Annotated in this window: 24 protein-coding genes; 9 read left to right on the top strand and 15 right to left on the bottom strand. The window is 68.0% G+C overall.

Translation table 11 applies throughout. From position 1 onward, the window contains the following. Position 1 precedes the first annotated feature (1 nt). Genes ACTG4X_RS32835 through ACTG4X_RS32825 form a run of 3 tightly spaced genes read right to left on the bottom strand, consistent with a single transcriptional unit; the run spans position 2 to position 2,853 of the window. Positions 2–775 carry a hypothetical protein gene (locus ACTG4X_RS32835; protein WP_093058668.1) on the bottom strand — a complete coding sequence of 258 codons (774 nt, stop codon included), beginning with the start codon at positions 773–775 and terminating at the stop codon, positions 2–4. Continuing rightward, positions 765–1,778 carry a hypothetical protein gene (locus ACTG4X_RS32830; RefSeq protein ID WP_093058669.1) on the bottom strand — a complete coding sequence of 338 codons (1,014 nt, stop codon included), beginning with the start codon at positions 1,776–1,778 and terminating at the stop codon, positions 765–767. Before ACTG4X_RS32830 ends, ACTG4X_RS32835 begins: the two co-directional genes overlap by 11 nt. Before the next feature lie 49 nt (positions 1,779–1,827). Continuing rightward, entirely contained in the window at positions 1,828–2,853 is a 1,026-nt protein-coding gene (locus ACTG4X_RS32825; RefSeq protein WP_440532899.1) for a glycosyltransferase, read from the bottom strand. A gap of 96 nt (positions 2,854–2,949) precedes the next feature. Between ACTG4X_RS32825 and ACTG4X_RS32820 the strand changes: the two genes are divergently transcribed. Then, positions 2,950–4,293, top strand: a complete 1,344-nt coding sequence (locus tag ACTG4X_RS32820; RefSeq protein WP_440532898.1) for a UDP-glucose dehydrogenase family protein — start codon at positions 2,950–2,952, stop codon at positions 4,291–4,293. Here the strand turns inward: ACTG4X_RS32820 and ACTG4X_RS32815 are convergent. The 3 genes from ACTG4X_RS32815 to ACTG4X_RS32805 all read right to left on the bottom strand — a co-directional run bounded on the left by ACTG4X_RS32815 (position 4,279) and on the right by ACTG4X_RS32805 (position 8,423). Next, positions 4,279–5,418, bottom strand: coding sequence for a CaiB/BaiF CoA transferase family protein (locus tag ACTG4X_RS32815; RefSeq protein WP_440532897.1), 1,140 nt, complete (start codon positions 5,416–5,418; stop codon positions 4,279–4,281). The genes ACTG4X_RS32820 and ACTG4X_RS32815 overlap by 15 nt on opposite strands. A gap of 296 nt (positions 5,419–5,714) precedes the next feature. Continuing rightward, positions 5,715–6,692 carry a Bug family tripartite tricarboxylate transporter substrate binding protein gene (locus ACTG4X_RS32810; protein WP_440532896.1) on the bottom strand — a complete coding sequence of 326 codons (978 nt, stop codon included), beginning with the start codon at positions 6,690–6,692 and terminating at the stop codon, positions 5,715–5,717. A 36-nt stretch (positions 6,693–6,728) separates the two neighbouring features. Continuing rightward, complete coding sequence (locus ACTG4X_RS32805; RefSeq protein WP_440532895.1) at positions 6,729–8,423, bottom strand: acyl-CoA dehydrogenase family protein; 1,695 nt, start codon at positions 8,421–8,423, stop codon at positions 6,729–6,731. Positions 8,424–8,524: 101 nt separating this feature from the next. Between ACTG4X_RS32805 and ACTG4X_RS32800 the strand changes: the two genes are divergently transcribed. Then, the gene (locus ACTG4X_RS32800) at positions 8,525–9,505 is read left to right on the top strand and encodes a LysR family transcriptional regulator (protein WP_440532894.1); all 981 of its coding nucleotides are present in this window, start codon (positions 8,525–8,527) and stop codon (positions 9,503–9,505) included. On the opposite strand, the gene ACTG4X_RS32795 is transcribed toward ACTG4X_RS32800, so the two are convergent. The 4 genes from ACTG4X_RS32795 to ACTG4X_RS32780 form a co-directional block, all read right to left on the bottom strand. After that, the gene (locus tag ACTG4X_RS32795; protein WP_440532893.1) at positions 9,502–10,536 is read right to left on the bottom strand and encodes a serine/threonine protein kinase; all 1,035 of its coding nucleotides are present in this window, start codon (positions 10,534–10,536) and stop codon (positions 9,502–9,504) included. The genes ACTG4X_RS32800 and ACTG4X_RS32795 overlap by 4 nt on opposite strands. Before the next feature lie 33 nt (positions 10,537–10,569). Next, positions 10,570–11,685 (bottom strand): DUF2855 family protein, encoded by a 1,116-nt coding sequence (locus tag ACTG4X_RS32790; protein ID WP_179830365.1) that lies wholly within the window; start codon positions 11,683–11,685, stop codon positions 10,570–10,572. Between the two features lie 160 nt (positions 11,686–11,845). Further along, on the bottom strand, positions 11,846–12,271 hold the full coding sequence (locus tag ACTG4X_RS32785) for an organic hydroperoxide resistance protein (RefSeq protein ID WP_093058675.1): 426 nt from the start codon (positions 12,269–12,271) through the stop codon (positions 11,846–11,848). 100 nt (positions 12,272–12,371) lie between these two features. Beyond that, a complete protein-coding gene (locus ACTG4X_RS32780; RefSeq protein ID WP_093179792.1) occupies positions 12,372–12,827 on the bottom strand; it encodes a MarR family winged helix-turn-helix transcriptional regulator in 456 nt (151 codons plus the stop codon). A gap of 194 nt (positions 12,828–13,021) precedes the next feature. Between ACTG4X_RS32780 and ACTG4X_RS32775 the strand changes: the two genes are divergently transcribed. Next, positions 13,022–14,074, top strand: coding sequence for a MerR family transcriptional regulator (locus ACTG4X_RS32775; RefSeq protein WP_440532892.1), 1,053 nt, complete (start codon positions 13,022–13,024; stop codon positions 14,072–14,074). Here ACTG4X_RS32775 and ACTG4X_RS32770 read toward each other — a convergent pair. Continuing rightward, complete coding sequence (locus ACTG4X_RS32770) at positions 14,064–14,909, bottom strand: ABC transporter permease (protein ID WP_093058678.1); 846 nt, start codon at positions 14,907–14,909, stop codon at positions 14,064–14,066. The genes ACTG4X_RS32775 and ACTG4X_RS32770 overlap by 11 nt on opposite strands. A 3-nt stretch (positions 14,910–14,912) precedes the next feature. Next, positions 14,913–15,863: an ATP-binding cassette domain-containing protein gene (locus tag ACTG4X_RS32765; protein ID WP_307616927.1), complete on the bottom strand. Its 951-nt coding sequence runs from the start codon at positions 15,861–15,863 to the stop codon at positions 14,913–14,915. Positions 15,864–15,989: 126 nt separating this feature from the next. On the opposite strand from ACTG4X_RS32765, the gene ACTG4X_RS32760 reads away from it, so the two are divergent. The 3 genes from ACTG4X_RS32760 to ACTG4X_RS32750 are packed head-to-tail and all read left to right on the top strand — an operon-like array spanning position 15,990 to position 18,102. Next, positions 15,990–16,832: a hypothetical protein gene (locus tag ACTG4X_RS32760; RefSeq protein ID WP_440532891.1), complete on the top strand. Its 843-nt coding sequence runs from the start codon at positions 15,990–15,992 to the stop codon at positions 16,830–16,832. Further along, on the top strand, positions 16,829–17,506 hold the full coding sequence (locus ACTG4X_RS32755) for a hypothetical protein (RefSeq protein ID WP_097197757.1): 678 nt from the start codon (positions 16,829–16,831) through the stop codon (positions 17,504–17,506). The genes ACTG4X_RS32760 and ACTG4X_RS32755 overlap by 4 nt, the downstream gene beginning before the upstream one ends. After that, positions 17,503–18,102 carry a hypothetical protein gene (locus ACTG4X_RS32750; RefSeq protein ID WP_256216968.1) on the top strand — a complete coding sequence of 200 codons (600 nt, stop codon included), beginning with the start codon at positions 17,503–17,505 and terminating at the stop codon, positions 18,100–18,102. Before ACTG4X_RS32755 ends, ACTG4X_RS32750 begins: the two co-directional genes overlap by 4 nt. Here the strand turns inward: ACTG4X_RS32750 and ACTG4X_RS32745 are convergent. After that, entirely contained in the window at positions 18,099–18,989 is an 891-nt protein-coding gene (locus tag ACTG4X_RS32745) for a LysR family transcriptional regulator (protein WP_093058682.1), read from the bottom strand. The two genes, ACTG4X_RS32750 and ACTG4X_RS32745, sit on opposite strands and share 4 nt — an antisense overlap. 116 nt (positions 18,990–19,105) lie before the next feature. Here ACTG4X_RS32745 and ACTG4X_RS32740 point away from each other — a divergent pair, with 116 nt between their 5' ends. Further along, positions 19,106–19,765, top strand: coding sequence for a glutathione S-transferase family protein (locus ACTG4X_RS32740; RefSeq protein ID WP_440532890.1), 660 nt, complete (start codon positions 19,106–19,108; stop codon positions 19,763–19,765). Further along, entirely contained in the window at positions 19,762–20,754 is a 993-nt protein-coding gene (locus ACTG4X_RS32735; RefSeq protein ID WP_440532889.1) for a flavin-nucleotide-binding protein, read from the top strand. The genes ACTG4X_RS32740 and ACTG4X_RS32735 overlap by 4 nt, the downstream gene beginning before the upstream one ends. On the opposite strand, the gene ACTG4X_RS32730 is transcribed toward ACTG4X_RS32735, so the two are convergent. Next, complete coding sequence (locus tag ACTG4X_RS32730; protein ID WP_440532888.1) at positions 20,712–21,890, bottom strand: cytochrome P450; 1,179 nt, start codon at positions 21,888–21,890, stop codon at positions 20,712–20,714. The genes ACTG4X_RS32735 and ACTG4X_RS32730 overlap by 43 nt on opposite strands. 82 nt (positions 21,891–21,972) lie before the next feature. Between ACTG4X_RS32730 and ACTG4X_RS32725 the strand changes: the two genes are divergently transcribed. Continuing rightward, complete coding sequence (locus ACTG4X_RS32725; RefSeq protein ID WP_093058685.1) at positions 21,973–22,665, top strand: ArsR/SmtB family transcription factor; 693 nt, start codon at positions 21,973–21,975, stop codon at positions 22,663–22,665. A 12-nt stretch (positions 22,666–22,677) separates the two neighbouring features. Here the strand turns inward: ACTG4X_RS32725 and ACTG4X_RS32720 are convergent, their stop codons facing one another. Then, positions 22,678–23,685: a Bug family tripartite tricarboxylate transporter substrate binding protein gene (locus tag ACTG4X_RS32720; RefSeq protein ID WP_440532887.1), complete on the bottom strand. Its 1,008-nt coding sequence runs from the start codon at positions 23,683–23,685 to the stop codon at positions 22,678–22,680. Positions 23,686–23,704 lie beyond the last annotated feature (19 nt).

Genomic DNA, 23,704 nt, shown 5'->3' with positions numbered 1-23,704 from the left:
CTCAGGCGTGGTGCTGCTGAACCGGCCGCGCTGCGCCGGGGCGCAGCCGCAGCGCCACGCCGGCGATCCACATGCCTAGCGCGCCTGTGACGCCGAAGCCGCGCTCGGTGTCGCGCACCTCGCGCATCAGCTGTGCGAGCCGCGCCTGTTCGTGCGTCGCCACGCAGCGCTGCAAGGTGTGGCTGCACAGACGGATGTGGCGGTCTTCATCAATCAGCACGCGCGACAGCAGCGGGTGCAGCGCATGTTGCGGGCCGATCAGCGCGCAATGGCGCTGCAGGATGCGCGAGGCCATCTGCTCCGCCGAGAGGCCGATGGCATAGGCCGGCACCAGCCCGCCGTGCGCGAAGTGCGGCGCATGGCGGCGAATGAGCGCCTGCCAGCGCGCGAGCTTGCGGCGGCTGAACCAGTCGGGCTGCGGCGCCTCTTCGGGTGAAGCTGCCGCCTGCGCGTTGCCGCCGCGCTCGACGATGGCCTGCGCGAACAGCCGCGCATGGTGTTGCTCGTCGGCCAGGTGCTGGTCGAGCTGGCGCGCCAGCCACTCGGGCGGGGCAATGCGCAGTTCGCGCTGCAGCGCCTGCTCGGATGATTCCTCGCCCACCAGATAGAAGCGCAGCAACAGCATCTCGCCCGCATTGCTCGCATGCAGCTGGCGCAGTGCGGCGCGCTTGACGTGGTGCACGAGGCGGGCCTGCAGGGCCGGCCAGCCGCGCAAGGTGGGCGCAGAGAGGCAGTCGAAACCGGCTGCGATGTCGTCGGCTGGCTCAGCGGCCATCGGCCTTGGCCTTCGTGGTCTGTGGTGTCTGCTGCTGCCAGCCCAGCACCAGCCCGATGAAGCTGTCCTGCAGGAATGCGCGCGCGGCGGCATCGGCACCCGCGAATTCGCGTTGCTGGCCGTCGTAGCGCACATAGCCCTTGCCGTTGGCGGCGCCGAGCACGAGCTTCTCGTTCTTGCGGAAGCCGCGCTGCAGCAACGGCTGCAGCAGCGACTGCGATTCGAGCCCGTACAGGAACATGTCGCGCTGCACCACCTGGTGCGGGATCTGGCCGCTCAGCGCCTGCAGCTCCAGCGTCCAGTTGCCCTGCTGCATGGCCTCGGCCAGTTGCATCCCCCTGGCGGCCGGCGCATGAAAGCGCGCGCGCGCCACCGACTTCGAGGCCTTGCTCAGGCCGAGGCCGATGGTGATGTCGGCGTCCCTTGCGCCATTCGTGCGGTTGTCTTCCACCTGCACCAGCACGTTGGCCAGGCGCGCGGTCAGCGAAGGCTTGGCCAGCGCCTCGACGACCTGGTCGGCTGTGAGCAGCACATGGTCGGTGGTCGCCTCGTTCACCGCCACGATCTGGTACGGGTCGATGCGGATGTCGCTGAACTCGCCGCCCATGGGCGAGTGGGCGTGGCTGCTCACCGACCATTCGCTGCCCGAACGGCTCACCAGCGCATGAAAGGTCAGCGGCACGCGCTGGCCGCTGCGCGCCCGGCCGGAACCTTGCAACAGCACGTCGCCGACGATGGTTTTCTCGTTGTAGCTGCGCGTGTTGACGAAGCGGATGGTGTGCGCGGCGCTGTCGAGTGCGGCGCGCGTGTCGGGGTCGTCGAGGGCGAGGCGGTTGCAGTCGTTGCCGGGGCCCGCGAGCGCGGCGAAGGGGCAGCCGGCGTCGGACTTGAAGTTGAAGACGCCGCGGCCGACAAAGTCGGCTGCACTCGCCAGCGTGAAGGCGCCTGCGAGCGCGAGGCCGAGCGTCAGCTGGCGAGCGATGAATGAAGAGCGAATTGGCATGTTCTTGTCTTGTTGTTCTTCTGGAAGAGAAGGAAGGCGCGAAAGGCGTTCAGGGCCGGTGATACGAAAGCGCCTGCGCGTCGGCGTTGGTGCTGCCCGTGGTGTGCCACCCGATGCCGCGCGCGAACGCACCCAGCATGTCGACCGCCGAGAAGCCGAGGATCAGCGCCACGCCCGCGAGCCAGCGCAGCCCGCGCAGCGGCGGCAGGTCTTGATGATTGAGCGCCTTCACGCTGAACCCCAGCCGGGTGAACAGCACGGCCAGCGGCCCGATCGGCCCGCTCTTCGCGAGCCACTGCCAGCGCGGCGATACGTAGCTGCGCAGCAGGTGCGGCGTGAGCGAGTACGTGTCCTGCCCGCGCATCCAGCGCAGCTTGAGCGCCTCGGCGCGCGTGTCGGGCAGGCGGTGTTCGGTGTGGGCCCGTGCCGCGTAGTGGATCGGCACGCCCGCCGCCTTCAGCCGCATGCCCAGCACCTGGCAGTGCGCGCGGTACACGCCGTCGAGCGCCTGGTAGCTGTGCTGCTCGAACACGTCGCGGCGGAAGGCCACGTTGTTCGCGTAGAAGTTGCTCGTGGCGCCGGCATGGTCGGCGTTGGGGAAGTACATGAAGTCGATGGTCGTGAGCGCTGTGCCGACCACGTTGGCCGCGTAGCTGGTGCGGCCAGCCACCACGGCGGGCGCGTCGCTCCACGTGAACGGCAGCAGCATCTGCAGCAGCCAGTCGTCGTCGGGCAGGCAGTCGGCGTCGGCGAACACCACGTGCGTGCAGCGTTGCGCATCGGTGGCCTCGAAGCCGACATTCTTGGCGTCGTAGTAGCCGGTGGCGGCGTCGATGCGCACGAAGTCGACCGGGCGGCCTGCAAGCTTGCTCACGGCCTCGCAGGTGGCCGGGCTCAGCCCGTCGTGCGTGACGACCACCTGTGCGAGCGCGGTGAGCGGCAGTTTCTGCTTCGCCAGCAGGGCGACGAGGCGCTGCAGGCTGGTGCCCGCCTTGGCCTCGGCATCGGCTCCGCCGCGCAGGTTGTTGGTCTCCAGGACCAGCGCGCAACGCGCGGCAACTTGATCGGGCATCATCGAATTTTCCTGTCCGGACATTGTTTTGAAGGCTTGCATCCTGCTTTTATCGCACAACCGCGCCCGCCACCAGTGCCGTGCGCCATGAGTTCGCCCATGAAAGTCAGCATCTTCGGCGCCGGCTACGTGGGCCTGAGCTTTGCCGCCTGCCTGGCCGAAGCGGGCCACGAAGTGCTGTGCGCGGACGCGGATTTGGCGCGCATCGAAGGGCTGCAGCGCGGCCTGATGCCCTTGCATGAACCGGACCTGGAGGCGCTGGTGGCCGCTGGCCTGGCCGCCGGAACGCTGCAGTTCACCGCCGACGAGCGCACGGCCTGCCTGCATGGCGACGTGCTCTTCATCGTGGTGAACACGCCGGCCGATGCCGAAGGCCGCGTCGACCTGCGCCATGTGATGGCCGTGGCCGCCGGCATCGGGCGGCACCGCGACCGCGGGGCGGTGGTCGTGTGCAAGTCGACCGCGCCGGTGGGCACTGCTGACCAGGTCGAAGCAGTATTGAGCGGCGAGCTTTCGCAACGCGGCGCGCGGCTTCGCATCGCGGTGGCGGCGAACCCCGAGTTCCTGCGCGAAGGCTCGGCCGTGCGCGACTGCCGGCGGCCCGACCGCGTGGTGATCGGCAGCGAAAACCCGTGGGCCGTCGACCTGCTGACCCGGCTCTACGAACCCTTCATCGAGGACCCGACAAGGCAGTTGCTGGTGATGGACCGCCGCTCGGCCGAGCTCACCAAGTACGCGGCCAACGCCATGCTCGCCACCCGCATCAGCTTCATGAACGAGATGGCCCGCCTGGCCGAGCATGCGGGCGCCGACATCGAGATGGTGCGACGCGGCATCGGCGCTGACCGGCGCATCGGGCCCGACTTTCTGCAGGCGGGCGCGGGCTATGGCGGCTCGTGCCTCGCGAAGGATGTGCGGGCGCTGAGGTACGCGGCCGACCGCGACGGCCATGCGCTTCGCATCCTCTCGGCTGTCGAGGCCACGAACCACGAGCAGAAGAGCCGGCTGTTCGACCTGATGACGCACCACTTCGAAGGCCGCATCGCGGGCAAGACCATCGCCGTGTGGGGCCTGGCCTTCAAGCCAGATACCGACGACATGCGCGATGCGCCAAGCCTCGTGCTGCTGGGGCGGCTGTGGGCCGCCGGTGCGCGCATGCAGGTCTACGACCCGGCGGCAATGCCGAACGCGCGCAGCCTTGTCGGCGAGCGCGATGACGTGCGCTGGTGCGACACAGCGCAAGAGGCGCTGCAGGGCGCCGATGTTCTGGTACTCGTTACCGAGTGGGCGGAGTTCCGGCGGCCCGATTTCGCGGGCATCGCGAAGGCACTGCGCACGCCGGCGATCTTCGATGGCCGCAATGTCTACGACGCCGCGGAGGTCGAGTCCGCGGGCATCGCGTACTACGGCATCGGCCGCGGCCGATCATCACTGCTCCATTGAGTCGTCCAGCGGCAGGAAGGCATCGCCCGGCGTGAGTGGCGCATGCCGGTAGCTTGCTGGCGTGCGACTCAGCTTCACCGGCGCGCCGATGCCGCGATAGCCACCGGGCATCTCCACCACCATCTCGCGGTGCAGCGTGTGCGGATGCTGCAGCGCGGCATCGACCGGCAGCACTGGCGCGGCGGGCACGCCAGCCGCCATCAGTTGCTCGACCAGCGCGCGGCCATCGAAGGCCGCCATCGCCGCCTCGAGTTGCTGCTTGAGTCCGTCGCGATGCACCGAGCGCGCGCCGGCCGTGCGGTAGAGCGGATCGTCCACCAGATCGGGCAGCCCGATGCAGCGGCACAGGCTGGCGAACTGCCGGTCGTTGCCCACGGCCACGAACACCGGGTCGGTGCCGGTGGCCAGCGCGTCGTACGGATAGATGTTCGGATGCGCATTGCCGGTGCGGCGCGGCTCGGTGCCGTCCATGAACCAGTTGGCCGCGTGCGGATGCAGCAGCGACAGGCCGCTGTCGTACAGCGCTGCCTCCACGAACTGCCCACGCCCGCTGCGCTGGCGCTCCTGCAGAGCGAGCAGCACGCCGATGACCGCGTTCAGCCCGGTCACCATGTCGACCACCGGCAGGCCCACGCGCAGCGGTCCGCCGTCGGCTTCGCCGTTGATGCTCATGATGCCGGTCATGGCCTGCACGGCGGCGTCATAGCCCGGCAGTGCACCTAGCGGACCATCGGCGCCGAAGCCCGACACGCGGCACCACACCAGGCGCGGAAAGCGCTGCGACAGCGTCTCGTAGCCGATGCCCCAGCGTTCCATCGTGCCGGTCTTGAAGTTCTCGATCAGCACGTCGGCTTCGGCCACCAGCGCGAGCAGTGCAGTGCGGCCTTCTTCCGTCGAGAAGTCGAGGTGCTGCACGCGCTTGTTGCGGTTGAGCCCGTGGTAGTACGAGGCCACGCCTTCCCTGAAGGGCGGGCCCCATGTGCGCGTGTCGTCGCCCTGTGGCGGCTCGACCTTGAGCACGTCGGCTCCGTGATCGCCGAGGATCTGGCCGCAGTAGGGGCCGCCGAGGATGCGGGAGATGTCGAGGACGCGGATGCCTGCGAGGGCGCCTTGGGCTTGTGTCATTTCTGGTCCTTGGATTTGTTTTGTTCGTTCGTTCGGGGTGCGTGCGAATGACACCGGGTACTCCCCTCCGCGAATGTCCCCCGCCTTCGGCTCCTCCTTTATTTCGCTGCGGGGAGCACCCGGTGCCATTCGCACATGGACGCGGCTGTTGTGCTGGCCGATCAACCAGTGCGCTGAACGATCACGTCGATGGGGTGCCTTGCGCAGCGAAATAAAGGAGGAGGCCGCAGGCCGGGGGACATTCGCGGAGCAAGGTACCCCGTCGGCGTGAGCGCGCCCCGGACAACGCAGCTGCATCAATCCAGCTGCGCCCCCGACTTCTTCACCACGTCCTTCCACTTCACAGACTCGCTACCAATGAACTGCCCCAGCTTCTGCGGCGAAGTGTCGGCCGAAGCTTCGAGGCCTTGCGCCGCGAACATCTGCTTCACCTTGGGCGAGTTCAGCACTTCGGCGAAGGCATGGTTGAGCTTGCTCACGCGGTCGGCTGGCGTGCCGGCCGGCGCGACGATGCCGAAGAACACGCTCACGTCGTAGCCCTTGTAGCCCTGCTCCGAAATCGTCGGTACGTCGGGCAGCGCCTGCGAGCGCGCGACGGTGGCCACGCCCAGTGCGCGCAGCTTGCCGGCCTTGACGTAAGGCAGCGCGGTGAGGATGTCGGTGAAGGTCATGCTGACCTGGTTGCCCAGCAGGTCGTTGAGCGCGGGGCCGGTGCCCTTGTAGGGAATGTGCTGCAGGTCGGTGCCGGCCACCGAGTTGAAGAGCACGCCCGCGAGGTGCGACGACGCGCCGTTGCCCGACGATGCATAGCTGAGCTTGCCGGGGTTGGCCTTGGCGTAGGCCACGAACTCCGGCACGGTCTTCACGGGCAGGGCGGGGTTCACCACCAGGATGTTGGGCAGGTAGCCGACCTGGATCACCGGCGCGAAGCTCTTCACCGCGTCGTAGTTGATCTTGCGGTACAGGCTCGCGTTGATGGCCAGCGGCCCCGAAGTGCCGAACAGCAGCGTGTGGCCGTCGGCCTCGGCGCGCGCCACGTATTCGGCGCCGATGTTGCCGCCGGCGCCTGCGCGGTTCTCCACGATCATGGGCTGGCCGAGGCGGTCCTTCATCTCGGCGGCCAGCGTGCGGGCCATCGCGTCGGTGGGGCCGCCGGGCGGGAAGGGAACGACCAGCATCAGGGGCTTGGTGGGGAAGGCGTCGGCGGCTTGCGCTGCGGGCATTGCTGTCAGCAGCGTGGCGCAGGCGGCCAGCAGGAAGGGGAAGCGTTTCAAGGGATGTCTCCGTTTTTGTATGAGGGGAAAAGAAGCTCAGGCCGGCACTGTCGCGGATTGACCGGTGGCGGCATTCCAGTCCGCGGGCATGGCATCGGGCGAGAGCGGATCGCGCGGCAGCACGCGATGCAGCAGCACCAGTTGCGCCCAGCGCATGCGCGGTGCGGAGCCGCTGTGTGCGGCCTCCCAGGCCATCGCGATGGCGCTGGTGCAGTGATAAAGCGCCGATGCGGCCTGCCGCGCGAGCACGTCGCCGCCTTCGCGCGCGGCGGTTTCGGTCAGCGCGGCGGCGCGGTCGAGCGCATCGCGCAAGGCCTTCGCGAAGCCAGGAGCGAGCGCCGCATCGCCCAGCAGCTTCGCGCAGTGCGCGCGCAGCACCGGCAGCGAGCCTTCGCGCTTCACCGCGCGAATCACGTCCAGCGCCACGATGTTGCTCGTGCCTTCCCAGATCGAGCCCAGGTGCGCGTCGCGCACGAGGCGCGCGTCGCTCCATTCCTCGATGTAGCCGCAGCCGCCGCGCACTTCCATCGCGTCGCCCGTGACCTTGCGCGCATCGCGGCAGGCGCGGAACTTGATGAGCGGCGTGAGGATGCGCAGCAGCGCATACGCGTCGGGCTCGGCTGCGTCGGAGCGGGCCAGCGCCAGCGCCGTCTGGCACACCATCGTGCGCGCCTGTTCGGCCGGCAGGCGCAGCTTGTCTAGCTGGCGCTGCATCAGCGGCATCTGGTCGAGCGTGCGGCCGAAGGCGCGGCGCTCGGATGCGATGAACTCGGCCTCGGCCACCGCACGGCGCATCAGGCCGGCAGCGCGCACGCCGTTCGACAGGCGCGAGTTGTTGACCATGTCTGCCATCTGCACGAAGCCGCGGCCTGCTTCACCCACGAGGTACGCGACCGCGCCTTCGAGGCGGATCTCGCCGCTGGCCATCGAGCGCGTGCCCAGCTTGTCCTTCAGCCGGATGATTCGGTAGTGGTTGAGGCTGCCATCTTCGAGCCGGCGCGGCAGCAGGAACAGCGACACGCCCTTCATGCCGGGCAAGCCGTCGTCGGCGCGTGCCAGCACCATCGCGAAGTCGGCATCGGGGTTGGAGCAGAACCACTTGTCGCCGGCAAGGCGCCAGCTGCCGTCGGCTTCCTGGTGCGCCATCGTGGCGGTGGCGGCAATGTCGGAGCCGGCGGCTTGCTCGGTCATGAACATCGCACCTTGCGCCAGCTCGTCGAAGTCGAGCGAGCTCAGGCGCGGCAGGTACTTTGCGAGCAGCTCCGGGCTGCCGAACTTCTTCAGCGTGCGCGTGAGGGAGTCGGTCATGGACACCGGGCAGCACAGGCCGAACTCGGCCTGCACGAACAGGTAGGTCAGCACGTACTTGACCAGCGGCGGCATCTTGCCCTTCCAGCCCAGTGTGTCGTCGCGATGAGAGATGGCGGCCAGGCCGAATTCGCTGAGCGCGAGGCGTTCCATTTCGACGTAGGCGGGGTGCTTCACGACCTTCTGCTCGTCGAGGCCGGTGCGCGTGCGTTGCTTCAGCACGGGCGGGTTGCGGTCGGCGGTGCCAGCCAACTCGTCGAGCAGGCCGCCCGCGAGGCCGCCCAGGCGCTCGAAGTGCGGCTGCATGTGGTGGCGCAGGTCGTCGGGCAGGTAGAGCGCGAGCAGCGCGTGCAGCTCGGCGTCGGTGGTGAACAGGTTCTGGCCGTGGCGATCGGGGATCGGATGGGCGTGCTCTGCAGACATGCGCTTTGTCTCCATGGTTTCCTTGGTTTGGCGCATTGTTGAAGCCGCGACGATCCGTGTCTAATATCGATTTGGTCTTGTTCGATTCGATCTGACTATCCATGGAACTGCGGCACCTGCGCTACTTCTCCGTGCTCGCCGAAGAACTGCACTTCGGGCGGGCAGCGCGGCGCCTGTCGATCTCGCAGCCGCCGCTGTCGGTGGCGATCCGGCAGCTGGAAGACAACGTGGGCGCGCGGCTGTTCGAGCGCAACAGCAAGGAGGTGCGGCTCACGCCCGCCGGCGAGGCGCTGCGCATTTCGGCGCGGCGCGTGCTGCTGCAGGCGGAAGAAGCCGCCATCGAGGCGCGCGACGTGGCGCTGGGCTCGGCCGGGCGGCTGCGCATCGGCTTCGTGGGCGCGATGCTGTACCGGGGCCTGCCGCAGGCGCTGCGTGCCTTCCAGGCGAAGCACCCGGCGGTGCGCATCACGCTGAGCGAACTCAACTCCGGCGTGCAGATCACCGAGCTGCTGAACGACCGGCTGGACATCGGCTTTGCCCACACGCGCCGCGTGCCGCTCGAACTGCAGCACCGGCTGCTGCTGTCCGAACCCTTCGTGGCCTGCCTGCCTGCTGGGCATGCGCTGGCGCGCAAGCGGGTGCTGGCGCCGGCCGACCTGCGCGAGCAGCCCTTCGTGCTGTTCTCGCGCGAGGCTTCACCCGACTATCACGAGCGCATCCTGTCGATCTGCGCCGACGCGGGCTTTCTGCCCGAGGTGCGCCACGAGGTGCGCCATTGGCTGGCCGTGGTCTCGCTGGTGTCGCAGGGCATGGGCGTGGCGCTGGTGCCGCAGGCGATGCGGCATTCGGCCCTGCGCGGCGCGGTGTTCAGGCCGCTCGACCGGGTGGTGGCGCAGTCGGAGGCCTATGGCATCTGGCGCAACGGACCGGCCAATGTGCTGGTCGAGCGGCTGCTGCAGGGCGTGGTCGACGCGCAGCCGGCCGCCGCCGGGCCGCCCCAAGGCGGCCGGGCCTCCCCCTTGGGGGGTGGAGAATTACACGCAGCGAAGCGGAGTGAAAAGCCGGGGGGCCGACATTTCTAGGCGTAAAGGGGCTCTTCGGCCATCTGCTCGCACTGGTCTTCCAGCACGAGGATCTGCCCCTTCCAGTAGTCGCTGGAGCCGAACCACGGAAAGTTGATCGGGAAGATCGGGTCTTCCCAGCGCCGCGCCAGCCAGGCGCTGTAGTGGATGAGCCGCAGCGTGCGCAGCGGTTCGATCAGCGCCAGCTCGCGGCGGTCGAATTCGCGGAACTGCTCGTAGCCGTCGAGCAGGCCCGACAGTTGCGACGTGCGCTGTGCGCGGTCGCCCGACAGCAGCATCCACAGGTCTTGCACCGCGAAGCCGGTGCGCGCGTCGTCGAGGTCGACGAAGTGCGGGCCGCCGCCGGGGCGGTCGGTGGGCGTCCACAGGATGTTGCCGGGATGCACGTCGCCATGCAGGCGCAGCTTGCGCGGCTTGAAGTCGGAGTCCGGTGGCTGCAGCGCGAGGGCGGTCGCGCGAACCATGTCCAGCGCCTCGTTGCAGATCTTTTCCCAGTCGCGCTGCATGTCGAGCGGAATCTTGTCGTTCTCCAACAGCCAGTCGCGCGAGTCGAGGCCGAAGGTCTGCAGGTCGAGCGCGGGGCGGGCCTCGAAAGGCTTGGTGCTGCCCACGGTATGGATGCGCGCCAGAAAGCGGCCCACCCATTCGAGCACCTCGAAATTGTCGAGCTCTGGTGCGCGGCCGCCGCGGTAGGGGCTCACGCTGAAGGCGAAGCCGGCGTGGTGATGCAGCGTCTTGCCGTCGAAAGCCAGCGGCGGCACGGCCGGCACTTCGCCGGCGGCCAGTTCGAGCGAGAAGCCGTGCTCTTCGAGGATCTCTGCTTCGCTCCAGCGGCCGGGGCGGTAGAACTTGACCACCACGGCACTGCGATCCTCCAGGTAGACCTGGTAGACCCGGTTTTCATAGGAGTTCAGGCCTGTGAGCCGGCCGTCGCCGTACAGGCCGAGCGTCGCGAGCGCGTCGAGCACCACGTCTGGCGTGAGGCTCTCGTAAGGATGTGTGTTCGCGGGCGCCGCGGAAGAAAGGGTCATGCGGCGATTGTCGCCACACGGCGCCCCGCGGGCTCACGCGCTTGCAGGTTGTTTGTAAAGAGAAAGGATATGGCCCGTGCGCGGGTCGCCCTTGCCCGCGAGCACCTGCGCGTAGGCGGCCTGCACTGCCTCGCCGCCATCGTGGTGTTCGGCGTGCAGCCAGGGGGCCTTCGCATCGGTGACGGTGGCCAGGAAGTTGTGCCAGGCCGCGACCATGCGGCGCCCGAATTCGTCGGGGCCCCATTCGGTGGTGCGCTTCTTGATCTGCGCCGGCGCGAAGAACAGCGTGGCACGCGGGCCCGACAGGTCCTTGCCCGCGCCCTTGGTCGCAAGCTGCTCGACGTGCGTGCCGCCGATGGAGCTGCTGTACGCGAGGTTCGCGAAGCGCTCGTGGATGGCGTTGCGCAGCGCGCCGTTGCCGGCGAAGTCGACGTACACGCAGGGCGTGTCGGCCGCGATGGTGTCGAGTGCTTCGTAGGTCACCACGCGGTCGTAGCAGCCCAGGCTTTCGCAGAAGGCCACGTTGGAGGGCGAGGTCAGGCCGATCACCTCGATGCCCTCGCGCTGGTGCAGCTGGAAGGCGGTGCCGTAGGCCGTCTTGCTCGATGCGCTCGACAGCAGCATGGTCTTCGCGCCGAAGAAATCGTTGTCGGCCATGAAGTCGTCGATCAGCCACGAGGTGATGAACAGCGGGCGCAGCAGGGCCTGGGTGTCTTCGGTGTCGGCCGTATAGAGCGCATCGCTCGCGCAGCGGAAGTACTGGTTGTAGACGGCGGGCAGCTCTGCGCGGTGCGGCGCCACGTCGGTGAAGCGCTCGGGCGAAAGCCGCCCGGGGCTCAGCACCGCGGCTGAAGCCATCGGCCAGTAGCCGTAGAGCCGTTCGCCCACCGCCACGCCCGGGTGCAGCGACTGCACGACGCTCGCAAAGCCCCACACGGGAATGCTGCCCCAGCCCTCTTCGCCGCTCGGGAAGAACTGCCAGTAGCTCATCGCGTCACCGAAGGCGGCATACGTGATGTTGTTGGAAGTGAGCGCAAAGCTGTCGATGCGCACGCGCACCTGGCCGTCGGCGAGCGCTTCGTCGGTGGCGGTGTGCAGGCGCGTGGTGGCGAGCTGGTCTTTGCGGATGAGGAAGCTGGTGGTGCTCATGAGCGAGGCTCCTGGCAGTTGGTGTCCAGCTACGTTAGCCAAGCTTGATGAAAGGCGCTATCTCGCGCCGCGTTTTGGCGTCACCCGTGAGACATCGGCGGGCATGAAAAAAGCGGCCCGGCTTGTGGCCGGACCGCTTGTTCGCGCGCGCAACGAGCTTTTAGGCGATCGTCAGTTCGACGTCGATGTTGCCGCGGGTGGCGTTCGAGTAGGGGCAAACCTGGTGAGCGGTGTCGACCAGCTTCTGCTTGGCATCTGCATCCAGGCCGGGCAGCGTGATCGCCAGCTTCACGGCGATGCCGTAAGCCGCGCCGCCGTTCGTCGGGCCAAGGGAAACGCTGGAGTCGATGGCGACGTCTTCAGGCACCTTCACGCCGATCTTCGGGCCGACGGCCTTCATCGCGCCGATGAAGCAGGCGGCATAGCCGACCGCGAACAGCTGCTCGGGGTTGGTGCCGGGCTTGCCGGAACCGGGCGAGCTCAGCTTGACGTCGATGGCGCCATCGCTGGACTTGCCTGCGCCGTCACGGCCGCCGACGGTGTGAGCTTCTGCGGTGTAGAGAACTTTGTCGAGCTTGGTGGTCATGGTGATTCCTTTGGTGATGATGAAGTGGAGGGAGGGTGGTGAAACGCTTCGTTCTCTCTTGATGGGATCGACCGAAGCGGGAGAAAAATGTTGCGCTGCGTCAGGCTGCCTTCTTGATGCGGTCGCGCAGGGTCTGGATCTGCTGGGTGAGCGAAATCAGTTCGGGCACCGAGCATTCGGTGGCGGCCATCAGGCAGGCCGGCACGTTCGATGCGCGGCTCTTGAGCCTGCGGCCGGCGGCTGTCAGCGTGATGTGCACGCGGCGCTCGTCGGCCACGTCGCGCACACGGGCCACGTAGCCGTTGGCTTCCAGGCGCTTGAGCAGCGGCGTGAGCGTGCCCGAGTCGAGCGAGAGCTTCTCGCCGAGCTCGGAGACCATGAGGCCGTCTTGCTCCCAGAGGGCGAGCATCACGAGGTATTGGGGGTAGGTGAGCTGCAGCTTTTCCAGCACCGGCTTGTAGAGCCGCGTCATGGCCAGGGAGGCGGAGTACACGGCGAAACACAGCTGGTTGTCCAGCTTGAGCATTTCGTCGGCGGGGACTGGGGTGGAGCGCATGAGCTGAATTTTAGCGAGCAATTAGATTGTGTGCAATCTAATTTGCAAGCGTTGGTTTCAACGGAGGCTACAGTCTGCCGGGAACGGGCATTCTGAACCTGCAAGGCCAGTGAATCCAACTTTCATGTCCGCCTGTTGACCCGGCCCCTGGGGCAGCCCTTAAAAAGGGAAGAACGTCGAAAAAGGTTCTCTTCATGCAATCCACCGCTCGCTCTTTCAGTCCATCCGAAGCCGCGAGGCGGCTCGGTGTTTCGGCCAAGGCCTTGCGGCTCTATGAGCAGCGCGGGTTGGTGGAGCCTGGTCGTACTGCGGCAGGGTGGCGGGAGTATGGCCAGAAGGAGATGGCCCGGGCCGCCGAGATCGTCGCGCTTCGCGCGCTCGGCTTCAGCCTTGCGCAGGTGGAGCGGGCGCTGGAAGGCAATTCCCAGGGACTGGAGCCAACGCTGGCGGCGCACCAGACAGCGCTGGAAGCGCAGCTTCGCCAGCTTGCTCGCACGGTCGACAAGGTCCGTGGCTTGCGAAGCGAACTTGCGCAAGGCCGGACGCCGAGCATCGGCGAACTCACAGGCCTGCTGGCACCTGCTGCAGAGGTCCGCATCGCATTCGAACTGCCGTGGCCATGGGGCGGGGAGCTCTTCGAGCTTCGCGACATCCGCGCCCTGAACTACATCATTGGTCCGCTAGGCAGTGGCAAGACCCGGCTGGCGCAGTGCCTCGCCAATGCACTGCCCAACGCCGCCATGCTGGGCCTGGAGAGGCTTGAAGATGACGAGGTGGCAGCAGCAAAGTCGCGGCTGGATGGCGATCCCCTGCTGAAGTCCCGCGTCGACGAAGCCCTGGCCTGGCTCGTGGAAGACGGCGCCACGCCGTCGGATGCCTTGATCGCATTGCTCGCGGGGCTGCAGGCCGATGGGCCGGATGCTTTGGTCATCGACATGATCGAACAAGGCCTCGACCACGCAACCCAGGAGGCATTGATTGCCTGGCTGCGCCGCCGCGGGCCCGGCGTGCGGCCCCTCTTCATGCTCACCCGCTCCTGCGCCATCCTCGACCTGACTGCCGTCGGCCCGGACGAAACCATCCTCCTCTGCCCCGCCAACCACAGCCCGCCGACCCAGGTGGCGCCTTATCCCGGCGCGCCCGGCTACGAGGCGGTTGCCACTTGCCTGGCTTCGCCTGAAGTGCGGGCCCGGACCGCGGGAGTCATGCAGCTGCAGGTGATGAAGAGACCCAGCCTCACCCCTTGAACCGCTTGCGCGTCAACGCCAACGCAATCCAGAACGCCACCACCGCATACACAGCCAGCACCGCCGCATGCAGCCACCAGTCGGTCGGCCACTGGTCCATGAAAAGCGGCCGCACCAGTGCCACCGCATTCGTCAGCGGCAGCCACGCCGCCACGGCCTTGACGGCGGAGGGCAGTTGCTCGAGCGGAAAGAAGACTCCGCTCAGGAACATCATCGGCGTCATGAAGAGCGTGAAGTAGTACGTGAAGAAGTCATAGCCCTTCGCCAGCGCATTGAAGATCAGCGCGATCGACGAGAAGGTGATGCCCGCTCCGATCAGCACCATCCACGCAACGATGAGCTTCGGGCTGTGGCTGATGCCCAGCCCGAGCATCACGAACAAGATGGCCGTCACGGTGAAGATCGACTTGAACGCCGCCCACAGCATTTCGGCCATCACGATGTCGTCGAGCCCGACGGGCGCGTTCATGATGCCGTCCCAGGTCTTCTGCACGTGCATGCGCGAGAACGCCGAATACAGCGCCTCGAAGCTCGCCGCGTTCATCGCGCTCATGCAGATCGACCCGCTCGCCAGGAACAGGATGTAGGGCACCTTCACGCCGTCGACCGACACCTGCCCCACCAGCGCGCCCATGCCGTAGCCGAAGGCCACGAGCCAGATCAGCGGTTCGGCGATGTTTCCGATCAGGCTGGGGATGGCGAGCTTGCGCCACACCAGCAGGTTGCGCAAAAACACGGGCCACCAGCGCAGCGAGATTTCGGGCGGGCGCCACACTGAAGGCGAAGGAGGCGCGGTCGCCGCAATCGGTGCGGTCGTCGTTGTCGTCGTGTTCATGATCTAGCCGTCCTCGCGAATCTGGCGGCCGGTGAGCTTGAGGAAGAGGTCCTCCAGATTCGCCGGTCGATGAAAGGTGCGCAGGCCGCTGTGCTGCGTCAGCGCATCGAGCAGCCGCCGCGCGTCCTGCGTGTAGAAGAACACTGTCTCACCGCTGACTTCCACGCGTGCCGCCATCGCCTTCAGCTCGGGCGATTCCGCCAGCGACAGTGCGCCGTTGCCATACACCTCGACCACGTCGGGCTCCAGGTGCTCGGCGATCAGATCGCGCGGGCGGCCTTCGGCGATCTTGCGGCCATGGTCGAGCACCAGCAGGCGCGAGCACAGGCGCTCGGCCTCGTCCATGAAGTGCGTGGTCAGCAAGATCGACTTGCCCTGCTGCAGCAGCACCTGCAGCCGTTCCCACATCAGGTGCCGCGCCTGCGGGTCGAGCCCGGTGGTCGGTTCGTCGAGCAGCAGCAGCTTCGGGTCGTTGACCAGCGCACGCGCCAGCGACAGCCGCCGCCGCATGCCGCCCGAGAGCTCGCCCGGCTTCGCATCGGCCTTGTGCGACAGCGCCGCGAACTCCAGCAGCTGCGGCACGCGTGCGCGCACATGCGCCTTGCTGAAGCCGAAGTAGCGGCCGTACACCACGAGGTTCTCGGCGCAGCTGAAATCCGGGTCGAGCGTGTCGAACTGCGTGACCACGCCCAGCTGCGCCTTGATGGCCAGTGCATCGCGCGGCATCTGCAGCCCGAGTGCCGAGATGTCACCACCGTCGGGCGCGGTGAGGCCCAGGCACATGCGGATGGTGGTGGTCTTGCCTGCACCGTTCGGGCCGATCACGCCCAGGCATTCGCCGGGCGCGATCTCGAATGACAGGTCGTCGACGACCGTGGTGTCGCCATAGCGCTTGCGCAAGTGGCTGGCGTGAAAGAGAGGTGCGGGGGAAGGGGAAGAAGATGTGGGCGGCACACAACCATTCTGACGCAGTCACCTGAAAATCACGGGCGCTCCAAGCCCTCGATAACCCGAGTCGAACCACGCCCCGGCGGCCTCACAATCGACGCCCAGTTGCATTGCGCGGTGGGAGGCCCAAGGATGCTGCGTTTCTGGTTGGTGCTGTCGGCTGCGCTGCTGCTCGGCGCCTGCGCACCTTTTCATCGGCCCCTGGCGGCTGCGGACCGCAACAAGGTCCAGGAAGTCGACGTACGCGTCGTCGTCGCGCAGGAGAGCTTCATGTTCTCCGCGCAGCCCCCGGGCGTGAGCGCGGCCACCGGCGGCGGGCTGATCGGCGCGCTGATCGACTCGTCGGTGCAGCAAACGCGCCAGAAGGAGATGAGCGCCGAAGTGCAGGCCATCGTCGGCCCGCTGCTCGACTACGACTACCGCGTGGAGGCGGGCAAGGCGCTGACCACGCTGCTTGCCGAGCCGAGCTCGTTCCCGCTGAAGATCCGCTCCTCGCAGGTGCTCGCGGCGATGCCGCTGAAGGCCGAGCAGGAGGCCCGCATCGCTGCCACGAAAACTGGCCCCGCCTACATGGTGCTGTTGCTGCAATACGCGCTGGAGCCAGGCCTCGGTGCCTTCACCACGCGCACCTCGGCCCTGCTCTGGCAGGACGGCCGCAGCGAGCCGAGCTACCGCGCCTCGGCCATCTTCCAGACGCCCATCGGCGGCACCGCGCGCGCCGCCGTGCTGCGCAGGCTCACCGCGAACGACGGGCAGGTGCTGCGCGGCGTGATGCGCGAGTCGATGGCACAGACCCTGCATGCGGTCGCGCTGGACATTGCCGGCGCTCGTTCAGGTGGCGTTAAGACTGCGCGATTCAACGTCAACGGTTCGTGGGTGACACTGGCCGGCCAGAGCTTCGACGAGCAGCCCGGCCGCGTGCTGTTCCGCGACCAGGACGGCGCCATGTATTCGGTCAGGAACACCGCCCCATGAGGCCACGCCAAGGACTTGCCATCGCCACCACTCTGGCCGTACTCTGCGCCATGCCCACTCTCTCGCATGCCGTCACCGAGAGCGAGCCGCTCCCCATGGTTTTCGAGCCCGCGCCCGAGCCGGCCGAACGCCCCAACAGCGTGCCGGCCGTGTCGCTGCGACTCGCGCGCGGCTGCACGCTGTACCTGCCATCGATCGAAGATGCGCGCAGCAACAAGGCCAACGCCGGCAACCTCACCGTGATGCTGCCGACGGTGCATGCCACGCCCCGGTCCGTGCAGTCACTGCGCAGCGGCGATGCCACCGGGTGGACGCGCGGCGCGCTGCAGTCGACGAGCCGCTACGGGTTCCAGACAGTGCTGGGCGCACCGCCCGCGAGCGCCGGTGCCAGGCAGGTGACTGCGGACGTGGCCCTGCGCCTGGCCCACGCGTGGTCGGTCGATCTGAACCTGGTTTCGCACGTCGTGCTCAAGGTGAACTACCGCCTGCCCGGCGGCGAGACTGTCTTGCGCCAGTACCACGGCATGGGGACGCGCACCAACTGGGCCAGCGCCAATGGCGAGTTCATGTCGGTGCTGAATCTCGGCCTCGAAGAGGCGGTGCGCGGCATGGCGAGCGATGCCGCCGCGCTCTGCGATGGCCTGCCTTTGCCTGCGCCGGTGGTCGTGCCATGAAGAGCAGGCTGGAACTTCACCTGACCTGCGATGTGCCGCACGAATCGCAGATCCCGTTCTTCGTCGCGGTGTGCGAGCAGATCGGGCTGCGGCCGCTGCTGATCGACCATCACCGCGACAACGGCGGCGAGCGAAATCGGCAGCTCTCGGCTACCGCCTGGTTGCGCGCCGATCTCGAAGAAGCCAAGGCCGAAGCGATGGCGCTGGCGCAATGGCTGGCGCGGGCGGGCATGGCCGTGCTGGGCGTGAAGGTCGATGCGCCTGTGCAGGACGCCGACCAGCTCGACTGCGACGGCCAGTATTTCGAGTGGCGCGGCAAGCTGCGCCAGCAGCAGTGCGACATGTCTGCGCTGCAGCAGCTGTGCGAGGCGCACGGCGCGCAGTTGTCGCGAGACAGCCTGCGTGAGGAAGCCTGCACCTGCTTCGTGACGCTGCGCAGCTGCGAATCCCTGGAGGAATTCACGTCGCGCGTATCGGCCGTGACCGGACAGCTCGAGCGCGACGGCTGGCCGGTGCTGAAGCAGGACTCGGAAATCTGCCTGCTCGACAGTCGCGAATTGCCCCGCAACTGCAGCTGCAATGGCAACTGCACCTAGAGCCTGAGCCCGCTGAACTCCATCTTCATCCACTCGATGAACGCCCGCGTGCGCGCGGGCAGCAGCCGCGCATTGGGATAGATCACGCTCACCGGCCGCGGCGGTGGCTCGAAGTCTTCCAGCACCAGCTTCAGCCGTCCCTGCGCCACGTGCGGCATCACCTGGTACGAGAAGAAGGTGCCGAAGCCCATGCCCGCTGCGCACGACTCGATGGCCGGCGCGAGGTGATTGAACTCCAGGCGGTTGTTCGGCGTGACGCTGATCGTCTTGCCGCCTTCGTGGAACAGCCACTGCGCCGGCGCGTCGACGCGGCCTCGCACGCAGGGCGCGCCGTTCAGGTCGCGCGGATGCGTTGGCGTGCCGTGCCGCGCCAGGTAGTCGGGGCTCACGGCCACCACGCGGCGGATGGTGCCCAGCGTCTGCGCCACCAGCGACGAATCTTCCAGCGGGCTGATGCGAATGCCCACGTCGATGCCTTCTTCGAGCAGGTTCACGGTGCGGTCGTACAGCCGCACGCTGCAGCGCACTTTTTCGTAGCGCTGCATGAAGCGCACGATGGCGGGCGCCACGTACATGTGGCCGAAGAGCACCGGCGCGGTGATGGTGAGCTGGCCCGCCGGCTCGCGCGCCTCTGCCTTCAGCGCGAGGTCGGCGGCATCGGCCGCGAGCAGCACCTCGCGTGCGCTCGACAGGTAGTGGCGGCCTTCCTCGGTGAGCGAAAGGCGGCGCGTGGTGCGGTGGAACAGGCGCACGCCCAGGTGTGCCTCCAGCGCGGCGAGCGAGCGCACTACCGCGGGCAGCGAGGTGCCGAGCGCCTCGGCGGCGCGGGTCAGGCTGCCCTGGTCGGCAATCTGCACGAAGGTCTGCATGGCCTTGAAACGATCCATGGGGAGATTAAACCGGAAAACGCAGCAGTCAAATACAGGAATGGCTATTCATTCATTTGCCGCAAGAGAGAAGAATCGGGGCACTGTCCCAGCCATCTCGAAAAAGGAACGCCTCCATGAACGCCGCAGCCGCCAATCGCCCCGCCCAGCCCATCAAGCTCTACGGCACCACGCTCTCCGGCCACGTGCATCGCGTGCGGCTGTTCCTCACGATGCTCGGCCTGCCCTTCGAGAACGTCGAGATCGACATGCGCAAGCGCGACAACCGCGCGCCGGAGTTCCTGGCGCGCAACCCCTTCGGCCAGGTGCCGGTGATCGAGGACGGCGACCTTACGCTGGCCGACTCCAACGCCATCCTGGTCTACCTTAACGAGCGCTATGCGTCCGACCCCGCGCGCTGGATGCCGCGCGATGCCGTCGGTGCGGCGCGTGTGCAGCGCTGGTTCTCGGTGGCGGCGGGGCCGCTGGCGTACGGCCCGGCGGCCGCGCGGATCATGGCGCTGTTCGGCCACACCACCGACCCGACGGAGACCGTCAAGCGCTCGCATGCGTTGCTCTCGGTGATGGAGATGCACCTGCAGCAGCAGCCCTTCCTTGCCGGTCCCGCCGCCACGCTGGCCGACATCGCGAACTACGCCTATGTGGCGCATGCGCCCGAAGGCAGCGTGGCGCTCGATACCTACCCGAACGTGCGCGGCTGGCTTGAGCGCGTGGAAGCCTTGCCGGGCTTCGTACCAATGGTGCGCACGCCCATCGGGCTTGCGGCGGTCGCATGATCGCCGCGCCCTTCCACGCGGGCGAGCGGGCGTTGCAGGCCCTGGCGGGCTCGCGCGAGCAGATGGAGGTGGCCGGGCCTCGCGTCATTCGCGACTACATGCCCGATCAGCACCGCGAGTTCTTCGGGCTGCTGCCGTTCCTCGTGGTCGGCAGCCTCGATGCGGAGCTGCAGCCCTGGGCCAGCGTGCTCGCGGCACCTGCCGGCTTCGCGCATTCACCAGATGCCACGCACCTGCGCGTCGATGCGCTGCCCGCGTCGGGCGATCCGCTCGTTGGCCAGTTGAAGCAGGGCGCCACGCTGGGCCTGCTCGGCATCCAGCCGCATACGCGGCGGCGCAATCGCATGAACGGTACGGTCGAGGCGCTCGATGACGCGGGTTTCATGGTCGCTGTGCAGCAGAGCTTCGGCAACTGCCCGCGCTACATCCAGGCGCGCGAACCGGTGTTCGTTGCGCCGCGTGCCGATGCAGCGCCGCAGGCGCAATGGCTCGACAAGCTCGACCTTGCGGCGCATCGCCTTATCGGCAGTGCCGACACGTTGTTCATCGCTACCGCCTATCCGAACGAGGTTGCGGCGGGCGACCAGGCCGATGCGAGTTCGCACGGCGTCGATGTGTCGCACCGCGGCGGTCGCCCTGGCTTCGTGCGCCTCGACGGTGATGACGTGCTCACCGTGCCGGACTTCAACGGCAACCGCTTCTTCAACACGCTCGGCAACCTGGCGGCGCATCCGCGCGCGGGGCTGCTGTTCGTCGACTTCGACAGCGGCGATTTGCTGCACGTAGCAGTCACGGCAGAGATCGTTTGGGACGGGACCGAGGTGGCTGAATTCGAAGGCGCGGAGCGGCTGATGCGTTTCCATGTCACGCATGCACTGCGCCGTCCGGCGGCGTTGCCGCTGCGCTGGGGCGACGCGCAACTGTCGCCCCACCTGGCGGGCACGGGTCAGTGGAACACGGGAATGCGCCCGTTGACCGACGGCCGGTAGCTCCAGCCGCGCAGGCGCTGAGCATCGAGGTCGGGCGCGCGGCGCAGCAGGGCGTCGAGGCCGGCCGCGGCCAGCGTGCATGCCAATGCCTGGCCGGGACACGCATGCATGCCGTGGCCGAAGCCGAGCATGCGGCGACGGGCGCGCACGAGTATGAAGCTGTCGGGGTCGGGGTTGAACGCCGCGTCGCGATTGGCCGACGCCAGCAGCACCAGCACCGCATCGCCTGAGGCCAGCGGTGTGCCGGCGATGGTGACGGCTTCGGCAGCAAAGCGCCGTGTGTTGTGCACTGACGGATCATGCCGCGCGGTCTCCTCGACGATGGCCTGCAGGCCGTCGCGCGTGCGAGTCGACGTGCGCAGCGAAGGCTCGCGCATCAACGCGATCAGGCTGTTGCCGACCAGGCCTGCCGTTGCATCGCAGGTCTGGGACAGCAGGCCAGCCACGTTCGCCAGCAGCGAGCGTGACAGCGTTGCGTCGCCCGCACTTTCGGCGAGCACGGCGGCGAGCAGCGTGCCGTGCCGTGGCGGCTCGCCTGCCACCAGAACTTCAAAGCGCGTCATCAATTCGCCCGCCGCGGCGCTCGCACGCTGCAACTGCTCGGGCGTGGACAACGGCGACAGGCAGGCCACGAAGTCGCGCATCCACCGGTCCACCTGCGGCAGCGCGTTGTCGGCAAAACCGAGCAGGTGCGCGATTGCCTGCACGGGCATCGAGAACAGCGTGTCGGACAGCGGCTGCTGCTGCGGAACCCGCAGCGCTATCTGCAGGGCTGCCGCGTGCACCGCGTTCAGGTCGAGCCCGGCCAGTGCGCGTTGCAGAGCGGGCCGGTGCGCCTGGTGCGCCACGCCGTCGTTCATGCGCACCAGATGGCCGAAAACCTCGCCGGCCGCACTGCCCACGATGGCGCGGGGCACCGGCTCGGCGGTCGGCCGTACACGCAACGCACCGTGCGCGAGCAGCACCTCTTCGATCACGTCTGCGCGGCTCGCGACCCAGAGGCGCAGCTTCTCGTTCCAAGCGAGCGGTGGCCCGTCGCGAAGGGCGGCGTAGTACGGATAGGGATCGGCATGCGTGACGGCCGCGACCGGGTCGGCGGGCATGTCGGCAAGAGTGGGGCTGTTGCTTTCGTTCATGGCGTCAGTGTGCGATCGAAGCCGCCGCCACACTTCGTCCGCGAACGAAGTGTCGGATGCGGCGCCGTCTTACGATGGGCGCATGGACACCACCGCTTCATCCGCCGATTTCCAGCTGGCCCGCCTGGCCGGCGCCATCGCCGAACCGGCGCGCGCCCGCATGCTGAGCTGCCTGATGGACGGCCACGCGCGCACTGCCACCGAGCTCGCCACCGTCGCCGAGGTGGCCGCATCGACCGCCAGCGCGCACCTCGCGCGTCTGAAGGACGAACGGCTGGTTGATCTGCTGGTGCAGGGCAAGCACCGCTACTTCCGCCTCGCCAACGACGACGTCGCCGCCGCGCTCGAAAGCCTGATGGTGGTGGCCGGCGCGCCGCGCACGCCAGAGTTCAAGCCGAACACGCCGAGCCGCCTGCGCAGCGCGCGCACCTGCTACGACCACATGGCGGGCACGGCGGGTGTCGCGCTGCACGACAGGCTGCATGCGCAGGGCTGGCTCAGCGGCCTGCAGAGCGGCTCGTACGAACTCACGTCCGAAGGCGCGATCGCGCTGGAGAGCCTGGGCGTGGAGGTCGATGCGGTGCGGCGCTCGCGCCGCCGCTTCGCCTGCGCCTGCCTCGACTGGAGCGAGCGCCGTCCGCACCTGGGCGGTGCGCTGGGCGCTGCATGGCTGCAGCTGTCGTTGCGCCGCGGATGGGTGAGGCAGGAGCTCGACGGGCGGGCGCTCACGCTCACGCCGAAGGCGCAGCGCGAAATGCCCGAGCTTTTCGCGTGATGCTTCGAGCGATCAGGCCTTCAGCTTGAGCAGATAGATCAGCGGCCCGGCCATCGCCGTATCGAGATCGAGGAAGCTCTCGAAGTCCTTGCCCGCCATCCAGTACGCGTCCCAGTTGTTGCGCTTGATGGTCTTCTGCCAGACATCGGCCGTGGTGGCGCGGCGCACGGCTTCGAGCAGCACGGCCTTGCGCTCGGCCGGGACTTTCTTGCCGGTGAGCACGCCGCGCCAGTTGGCGAGGTCGGCGTCCACGCCCTGTTCACGCACCGACGGAATGCCCAGGAATGGCCGCTTCGATGACACGCCGATGGCGCGCAGCTTGCCGCTGGCGAGGTGATCGCTGAATTCGCTGTAGCCCGAGATGCCGGCGGCCGCCTTGCCCGTTTCGAGCGCCTCGACCACCTGTGCGCCGCCGGGGTGCGGCAGGTAGACCAGAGCCCCCGCGTTGCCGGCCACACGCGCCAGCATGCCGGCGTACATGTGATCCACGCCGCCGGCCGAGCCGCCGGCGATGACCGTCTTTGCAGCATCGGCGCGCAGCTGCGCAATCAGGTCCTTCGGGGTCTTGATGGGCGAGTCGGTCTTCACCGCCACCACTTCGTAGTCGCTGGTGAGCCGTGCCACCGGCGCGACCTGCGCCATCGTGACGGCGGGCTTCTGCAGCGCCACCGCGCCGACCATGACCATGCCGCTCATCAGCAGCGTGTCGGGGTCGGCGTCGTATTTCTCGACGTACTTCGCCAGGCCGATGGTGCCGCCCTTGCCGCCGATGTTCTCGTAGCTGATGTCGCCCACCGCGCCCGACGCGATCATCGCGGCGCCGAGCGCGCGGCCGGTCTGGTCCCAGCCGCCGCCTTCGTTGGCGGGAATGACGATGCGCAGCTTGGTGGCGAGCTGCGGTTCGGCCGCGCCGGCCATCGTGGGCCAGAGCGCTGCGGGCATTGCGCCCGCGGCAGCGGTCGATGCGATCCATGCCGCAAGGCTGCGGCGAGAGAGGCCGGTCGGCACGAAATGCGGCATTTTGTTTCCAGTTGTCTTT

This window comes from Variovorax sp. YR566 (assembly GCF_051992195.1).
GTDB lineage: Bacteria > Pseudomonadota > Gammaproteobacteria > Burkholderiales > Burkholderiaceae_C > Variovorax.
This window is presented reverse-complemented; position numbering and strand designations above follow the sequence as displayed.

Excerpts from the sequence above, each read along its gene's own strand:
- ACTG4X_RS32785 (WP_093058675.1), bottom strand. The coding sequence starts at position 12,271 with ATGACCACCAAGCTCGACAAAGTTCTCTACACCGCAGAAGCTCACACC.
- ACTG4X_RS32725 (WP_093058685.1), top strand. The coding sequence starts at position 21,973 with ATGGACACCACCGCTTCATCCGCCGATTTCCAGCTGGCCCGCCTGGCC.
- ACTG4X_RS32835 (WP_093058668.1), bottom strand. The coding sequence starts at position 775 with ATGGCCGCTGAGCCAGCCGACGACATCGCAGCCGGTTTCGACTGCCTC.
- ACTG4X_RS32755 (WP_097197757.1), top strand. The coding sequence starts at position 16,829 with ATGAGGCCACGCCAAGGACTTGCCATCGCCACCACTCTGGCCGTACTC.
- ACTG4X_RS32815 (WP_440532897.1), bottom strand. The coding sequence starts at position 5,418 with ATGACACAAGCCCAAGGCGCCCTCGCAGGCATCCGCGTCCTCGACATC.
- ACTG4X_RS32795 (WP_440532893.1), bottom strand. The coding sequence starts at position 10,536 with ATGACCCTTTCTTCCGCGGCGCCCGCGAACACACATCCTTACGAGAGC.
- ACTG4X_RS32825 (WP_440532899.1), bottom strand. The coding sequence starts at position 2,853 with ATGATGCCCGATCAAGTTGCCGCGCGTTGCGCGCTGGTCCTGGAGACC.
- ACTG4X_RS32820 (WP_440532898.1), top strand. The coding sequence starts at position 2,950 with ATGAAAGTCAGCATCTTCGGCGCCGGCTACGTGGGCCTGAGCTTTGCC.
- ACTG4X_RS32740 (WP_440532890.1), top strand. The coding sequence starts at position 19,106 with ATGAACGCCGCAGCCGCCAATCGCCCCGCCCAGCCCATCAAGCTCTAC.
- ACTG4X_RS32750 (WP_256216968.1), top strand. The coding sequence starts at position 17,503 with ATGAAGAGCAGGCTGGAACTTCACCTGACCTGCGATGTGCCGCACGAA.
- ACTG4X_RS32800 (WP_440532894.1), top strand. The coding sequence starts at position 8,525 with ATGGAACTGCGGCACCTGCGCTACTTCTCCGTGCTCGCCGAAGAACTG.
- ACTG4X_RS32830 (WP_093058669.1), bottom strand. The coding sequence starts at position 1,778 with ATGCCAATTCGCTCTTCATTCATCGCTCGCCAGCTGACGCTCGGCCTC.
- ACTG4X_RS32775 (WP_440532892.1), top strand. The coding sequence starts at position 13,022 with ATGCAATCCACCGCTCGCTCTTTCAGTCCATCCGAAGCCGCGAGGCGG.
- ACTG4X_RS32790 (WP_179830365.1), bottom strand. The coding sequence starts at position 11,685 with ATGAGCACCACCAGCTTCCTCATCCGCAAAGACCAGCTCGCCACCACG.
- ACTG4X_RS32770 (WP_093058678.1), bottom strand. The coding sequence starts at position 14,909 with ATGAACACGACGACAACGACGACCGCACCGATTGCGGCGACCGCGCCT.
- ACTG4X_RS32760 (WP_440532891.1), top strand. The coding sequence starts at position 15,990 with ATGCTGCGTTTCTGGTTGGTGCTGTCGGCTGCGCTGCTGCTCGGCGCC.
- ACTG4X_RS32745 (WP_093058682.1), bottom strand. The coding sequence starts at position 18,989 with ATGGATCGTTTCAAGGCCATGCAGACCTTCGTGCAGATTGCCGACCAG.
- ACTG4X_RS32720 (WP_440532887.1), bottom strand. The coding sequence starts at position 23,685 with ATGCCGCATTTCGTGCCGACCGGCCTCTCTCGCCGCAGCCTTGCGGCA.
- ACTG4X_RS32805 (WP_440532895.1), bottom strand. The coding sequence starts at position 8,423 with ATGTCTGCAGAGCACGCCCATCCGATCCCCGATCGCCACGGCCAGAAC.
- ACTG4X_RS32735 (WP_440532889.1), top strand. The coding sequence starts at position 19,762 with ATGATCGCCGCGCCCTTCCACGCGGGCGAGCGGGCGTTGCAGGCCCTG.
- ACTG4X_RS32780 (WP_093179792.1), bottom strand. The coding sequence starts at position 12,827 with ATGCGCTCCACCCCAGTCCCCGCCGACGAAATGCTCAAGCTGGACAAC.
- ACTG4X_RS32730 (WP_440532888.1), bottom strand. The coding sequence starts at position 21,890 with ATGAACGAAAGCAACAGCCCCACTCTTGCCGACATGCCCGCCGACCCG.